7 protein-coding genes and 1 tRNA gene are annotated in these 6,062 nt (G+C 64.8%); 3 read left to right on the top strand and 5 right to left on the bottom strand.

Annotated elements, in window-relative coordinates:
* Nucleotides 1–240: 240 nt before the first annotated feature.
* Nucleotides 241–645 carry a hypothetical protein gene (locus ACFWF3_RS20955; protein WP_379314946.1) on the top strand — a complete coding sequence of 135 codons (405 nt, stop codon included), beginning with the start codon at nucleotides 241–243 and terminating at the stop codon, nucleotides 643–645.
* Between the two features lie 135 nt (nucleotides 646–780).
* Here the strand turns inward: ACFWF3_RS20955 and ACFWF3_RS20960 are convergent.
* The 3 genes from ACFWF3_RS20960 to ACFWF3_RS20970 form a co-directional block, all read right to left on the bottom strand.
* A tRNA-Leu gene (locus ACFWF3_RS20960) sits at nucleotides 781–854 on the bottom strand.
* 116 nt (nucleotides 855–970) lie between these two features.
* Entirely contained in the window at nucleotides 971–2,482 is a 1,512-nt protein-coding gene (locus ACFWF3_RS20965) for an APC family permease (protein WP_379314947.1), read from the bottom strand.
* Nucleotides 2,483–2,533: 51 nt separating this feature from the next.
* Entirely contained in the window at nucleotides 2,534–4,021 is a 1,488-nt protein-coding gene (locus tag ACFWF3_RS20970; protein WP_379314948.1) for a peptide MFS transporter, read from the bottom strand.
* 163 nt (nucleotides 4,022–4,184) lie between these two features.
* Here ACFWF3_RS20970 and ACFWF3_RS20975 point away from each other — a divergent pair, with 163 nt between their 5' ends.
* A complete protein-coding gene (locus tag ACFWF3_RS20975) occupies nucleotides 4,185–4,631 on the top strand; it encodes an SRPBCC family protein (protein ID WP_378993118.1) in 447 nt (148 codons plus the stop codon).
* Nucleotides 4,632–4,818: 187 nt separating this feature from the next.
* A complete protein-coding gene (locus ACFWF3_RS20980) occupies nucleotides 4,819–5,616 on the top strand; it encodes an MHYT domain-containing protein (RefSeq protein WP_378993117.1) in 798 nt (265 codons plus the stop codon).
* A gap of 36 nt (nucleotides 5,617–5,652) precedes the next feature.
* On the opposite strand, the gene ACFWF3_RS20985 is transcribed toward ACFWF3_RS20980, so the two are convergent.
* Both ACFWF3_RS20985 and ACFWF3_RS20990 read right to left on the bottom strand, forming a co-directional pair.
* Nucleotides 5,653–5,865: a hypothetical protein gene (locus tag ACFWF3_RS20985; RefSeq protein ID WP_378993115.1), complete on the bottom strand. Its 213-nt coding sequence runs from the start codon at nucleotides 5,863–5,865 to the stop codon at nucleotides 5,653–5,655.
* A gap of 35 nt (nucleotides 5,866–5,900) precedes the next feature.
* Nucleotides 5,901–6,056 carry a DUF6131 family protein gene (locus ACFWF3_RS20990; protein WP_378993113.1) on the bottom strand — a complete coding sequence of 52 codons (156 nt, stop codon included), beginning with the start codon at nucleotides 6,054–6,056 and terminating at the stop codon, nucleotides 5,901–5,903.
* Nucleotides 6,057–6,062 lie beyond the last annotated feature (6 nt).

Here is a 6,062-nt window from a genome sequence, read left to right on the forward strand (position 1 = left end):
GGTCCTCGAATGCCTCAGCGCATGCCGTTTTACTCCGATACCCCCAGTCGCCTCCCTCTGCCATCAGTAGGATGCTGCCGTCGTTCAGGCCGTTGACCAGCTCGTACTCGTCGAAATCCTCATTGCTGAAACGGAAATCCACATCGATGACGAACTCACCGCCAATGGCCTCACAGATGGACTCGAGGGCATCGACGTAGTCTTCAGCCCTGTCCGGATCGAAAGGGCATAGTTGGACGTATGAGGACCAACGGGCTCAGTGCGTGGACCGAGGACTTCCATGAGGTGCCCTGGAGCGAGATCGCGCGCTTCTATCGGGGGTTATCCGAGCGGCACCCCAACATGCAGCACCTGACCGACATCGTGGACAGCGTCATGCGCTCCGGCCGTGATCGGGACATGGCAGCGACGATGTCGATGCACGATCTGATTGTCACGGCCCGGCCGGTGTCTGAAGCACCGATCGAGGAAGTGGTCGTCCGCGCCCCGGGATCGCTCGTCGAGGCGGCCGACGGCACCGTGATCGTCGAGTGCCTCTCGGATGTCAACCCCGGCCAGATAGTGGGTCCGGTCGGTGAGGCGGTCCCATTGTTCTGGCACTGCGTCGCTACCGTGTTCAGCATCATGCCGCCGTCGAAGGGCTAGGTCGCTCCCCAGTCGGTCGCCGACTCAAGGATCAGCGATAGGAAGTTGGCCAGGAATTCTTGGCAAATTTTTGGTCACAGCCGCAGTTTGCGAGCAGTTCAGGCCCCAGTGACCGGGCTTGACCTGGTATTTGAGTGCCCCCACAGGGACTCGAACCCTGACTGTGCGGATTTTAAGTCCGCTGCCTCTGCCAATTGGGCTATAGGGGCGTCCCGGATAGCGTAGCGAATCGTACGGGTGTACCGGAATCCTGTTGGTCGACAAGGTCGGCCCGGCGTGTCGGAACAGACCACGCCGGGACCGATCATGTCATCGAAGGGGCTGGTCAGTCGTCACTCGCGGCCTTTTTGCCGAGGACCGAGTGGCGGCGGCCGTAGGCGAAGTAGACGGCGAAGCCGATGGCCATCCAGATCACGAAGCGCAGCCAGGTTTCCACCGAGAGGTTCACCATCAGCCACAGGCAGGCCGCGACCGCCAGGATGGGGATGAGGGGGACCAGGGGGACGCGGAAGCCGCGGGGCAGGTCGGGGCGGGTGCGGCGCAGGATGATGACGCCCACCGAGACCAGGACGAAGGCGAACAGCGTGCCGATGTTCACCATTTCTTCCAGCGTGCCGAAGTCGACGAAACCGGCCAGCACGCAGCAGATCACACCGACGATGGCGGTGAGCCGCACCGGCGTGCCGCGCTTGCCGGTGTGGGCCAGCCCGCGGGGCAGCAGACCGTCGCGCGACATCGCGAACAGCACGCGGGTCTGTCCGAGGAACAGCACCATCACCACGGTGGTGAGGCCGGCCAGGGCGCCGATCGAGATGACGTTCTTGGCCCAGTCCACGCCGTGGATCTGGAATGCCGTTGCCAGCGTGGCGTTCTCACCGGACAGCTCGGTGTAGGGCACCATGCCGGTGAGCACCAGCGTCACCGCCACGTAGAGCACGGTGACGATCAGCAGCGAACCGAGAATGCCGCGCGGCACCGCCTTCTGCGGGTTCTTGGTCTCCTCGGCGGCGGTCGCCACCACGTCGAAACCGATGAACGCGAAGAACACGATGCTGGCCGCGGCGAGCAGGCCGTACCAGCCGAAGTTGGTGTCACCCGCGCCGGTGATGAACTGGAACAGCGTCTGGTGCAGTCCGCTGGCGCTTTCCTCGGCGGGCTGCGACGGCGGGATGTACGGGCTCAGGTTGGACGCCTTGAAATAGGTGATACCGAGCACGAGCACCAGAGCGATGACGGCGAGCTTGATCGCCACCGCGACGGCCGACACCCGTGAGGACACCTTGGTGCCGACGGCGAGCAGCACGCCGAGTACGGCGAGTAGTAACACCGCGCCCCAGTCGAAGGTGATCGACCCCAGTTGCACAGTGGCGGAATCGAATCCGAATACCGTGCCGAGATATTGCGACCAGCCTTTCGCGACCACCGACGCGGCGAGCGCGAATTCCAAAATCAGGTCCCAGCCGATGATCCACGCCACCAATTCACCGAAAGTGGCATAGGAATAGGTGTAGGCGCTACCGGCCACCGGCACGGTCGACGCGAATTCCGCATAACAGACCGCGGTGAGCCCACACGCGATCGCCGCGAAAACGAATGCCAGCGACACCGACGGCCCGGCCACATTGCCCGCGGTGCGTGCGGTCAGTGTGAAGATGCCCGCGCCGACGACGACGGCGACACCGAAGACCGTGAGATCCCAGGCCGTCAGATCTTTGCGGAGTTTGGAATCGGGATCGTCGGTGTCGAGAATCGACTGCTCGACGGATTTGGTGCGGAACAACCCGCTCCCTCGGCCGGGCGATCGGCCCACGCCTGGAGCGTCTTGCGGTGTCGGCACGGTATTTCTCCTTCTTCTCACGAACGTAATCGGGGATTACCCGTAACCAGGTCAGTGCACGCCCTGCATGCGGCGCTTGATCCAGGGCGCGCACGCGATGACGACGAGACCGGCCACGATGGCCGCGGCACCGCTGAACCCGAAGTAGGCGGTTTCGCTCTCGGGGCTGTAGAAGCGGGCCAGCGTGCCCGCCATCGATGTGCCGATACCGACGGAGAAGAAGTACAGGGCCATCATCTGCGAGCGGAACGCGGCGGGCGCGAGATGCGTGGTGACCGCGAGACCGATCGGTGAGAGCAGCAATTCCGAGACCGCGAAGCCGCCGAGGATCACGAAGACGGCGAGCACTGGCACGGTCTTGCCGTCGAAACCGCTGAGCAGCGCGAACAACCAGAACGCGATGCCCATCCCGATGACGCCGAGCGCGAACTTGATCGGCGTGCTCGGCGCGCGATTGCCGAGCTTGGTCCACATCAGCGCGAACAGCGGCGAGAGCGCGATGATCCACACCGGCTCGACCGAACCGATCCAGCTGGCCGGCGCCTCCCAGCCGAAGATCCGCCAGTCGACGCGCTCGTCGGAATACACCGCGAGCATGGTGAACATCTGCTGGAACAGCGACCAGAACACCGCGTTGGCGAGGAACAGCGGGATGAACGCGACCACCCGTGTTCGTTCGACCTGGGTCACCTTGGCGCTGCGCAGCATCACCGCGAAGTAGACGACCGAGGCGGCCACGATGACGCCGGTGGTGACGTCGGAGAGATTCTCGAGGGTGATCAGCTTCGTCAGCACGGCGACCAGCACCGCGACCGCGGCGACGGCGACGCCGATCAGCACCGGGGTCAGTTCGCGGCGGGTGATGGGATTGGGCACCTCGCGCCCGTGGGTGCCGAGATTGCGGCGGAAGATCACGTACTGGGCCAGGCCGAGCGCCATGCCGATGGCCGCCGCGCCGAAGGCGACGTGGAAACCCCACTCGCGCTGCAACAGGCCGGTCAGCAGCGGGCCGCAGAACGCGCCGATGTTGATGCCCAGATAGAACAGCGTGAACCCGCCGTCGACTCGCGCGTCCGTCGGCGCGTAGAGAGTGCCGAGCAACGAAGACGCGTTCGCCTTCAACCCGCCACTGCCCAGCGCGACCAGCACCAGACCCACGCCGACACCGGTGAGCCCGGGCAACACCGCCAGCGCGAGATGCCCGGCCACGACCACGACACCGCCGTAGAAGACCGTTCGCTCCATCCCCAGCACCCGGTCGGCAATCCAGCCGCCGAGCACGGTGGACAGGTATACCAAGCCGCCGTACGCGCCGACGATGCCGAGCGCGGTGCTCTGCGCGATCCCGAGGCCGCCCTCGGTGGTGGAGTAGTAGAGGTAGTAGCCCAGGATGGTGAGCATGCCGTAGAAGGAGAAACGCTCCCACAGCTCGACGCCGAACAGGTTGGTCAAACCGATGGGGTGACCGAACAGGGTGCGTTCGGCCGCCGTGTCGGCGGGGCTCGGCGGGTCGCCGAGCCGTGTTTCTTCCGTGGACATAAGGGAACGATCCCACGCCGAAACGGCGGACAGCAATTTTCCCGCATCGTCGCGGGTTCGGCGTGCCGTGCCCGCCGGGCCGGTGCGAACACGTCCGGCGGCGGACCCCGGCACCAATTAGGCTGTGGTGACCGGACTCCCGCGACGGACGAGGAAATCAGACGTGCTGACAGCCCAGGTGACCGTGCCCGTGCGGCCGGAGCGGGCGTTCGCGACCCTGGCCGACGGCTGGCTCTACGCGAGCTGGGTGGTCGGCGCCTCGCACATCGGCGAGGTCGACCCCGGCTGGCCTGCCATCGGCAGCCGCATCCACTACCGATTCGGGCTGTGGCCGGTGCTGATCAGCGATACGACAGTGGTGCGGGCGATCGACCCGCCGCGCCGGCTGGAGTTGGAGGCGCGGCTGTGGTCGGTCGGCTCGGCATGGATCACGCTCACGCTCGACGAACAATCCCCGGGGCACACCACGATCCGGATGGTCGAACGCGCCGCCCGCGGACCCGCGCAGTTGATCCCCGGCATGGCGCAAGATCTGCTCTTCTCGGCACGTAACCAGGAATCGCTGGATCGGTTGGCCGCTTTGATTCGTGCGCGTTCGCAGAATGAATGACTCGCAGGAATTCCGACCGGTTCGTATTTCTCGATAGCGAGTATTTCGCGCTGCAATAGTTTTGTGGAATTCGCTGTCCTGGTGTTCTGTCTGCGCATGTGGATTAGTCTCTAGCCCACTATCGAAATGCATAGGGTAGATCAGGGGAACGCGTGTGCTTCATATCGAGCACTTCAACAATGGCTGGATGAATCCGGTACTGGCCTTCGGCCTGTCGTTCATCGGTTCGGTATTGGGGCTACGGTGCGCGGTGCACGCCAAAGCGTCGTCCGCGCCGCTCGGGTGGCTCATCGCCGCGTCGGTCGCGCTGGGTGGAGCCGCCATCTGGGTCATGCACTTCACCGCCATGCTCGGATTCGGCATCGACGGTGCGGCCATCCGCTACGACGTGCCGTTGACGCTGCTCAGCGCGGTGATCGCGATCGTGGTGGTGTTGATCGGGCTCACCATCGTCACCGGGGGCGGCAACGAGTGGGTGGCGCTGCCGATGGGTGGCGCCATCACCGGGCTCGGGGTGGCTGCCATGCACTATCTGGGGATGTGGGCGATGCGCACCCAGGCTGTCATCGAATACGAGCCGGCGCTGATGGCGTTGTCGCTCGTGATCGCGGTGGTAGCGGCCACGGCGGCGCTGTGGTTCATGCTGCACGTGCGTGGCCTGCTGATGACGGCGGGCGCCGCGCTGGTCATGGGAATCGCGGTGTGCGGCATGCACTACACGGCGATGGCGGCGATGCGCGTGCACCACGGTGAATCGATGACCGTGGTGGACGGTGTCACGCCGGTGCAATTGCTGCTGCCGTTGATCGCGACGGTGTCGCTGGTGGTCACCGGATTGGTGATCGTGGTCGGGCTGGCCGAAGTGGAAGCCGGCGACAGCCGGTCGGAATTCACGCCGGTGCGAACGAGCGCGGGTGGCATGTACAGCACCGATCCGGCCACGCTCTCCGACAGCGGAAAGCACTGGCCGCGTCAGCCGGAGTGACCGCCGTGGCCGAGTATTCGGCCACGGCGGCATCCATCAGCTCGGCTGAGGTAGGTCGCAATCATCGACCTTCGGATTGGCGCCCACATAGTTCAGGGGGCCCGCGATGATCGTCACCGCGATGGTGCCGAGGGTCGCGCAGTTCTGATCGCGTTCGGTGTAGTAGCCGCGTTGGCCCGCGGCCAGGATTCCGATCAGCAACCACACCAGCACAACGATCGAAATGATGCGTGATCTACTGCCTGCCATGACTGGTCCTCTGGTTCGACGGATTCTGCGCATGGTCAGTAGTAGTGCCGACGGCCGCCGATAACACGCCCGGTGCTACCGACCAATGCCAGGACGAGGCCGACCACGAGGAGGATGACTCCCACCGTGCTGAGGAGGGGGATGCCGAAAACGAGTCCAGCAATGAGAAGAATTGCGCCGAGAATAATCATCAGATC

The organism is Nocardia sp. NPDC060220 (assembly GCF_042727815.1).
Classification (GTDB): Bacteria; Actinomycetota; Actinomycetes; order Mycobacteriales; family Mycobacteriaceae; genus Nocardia.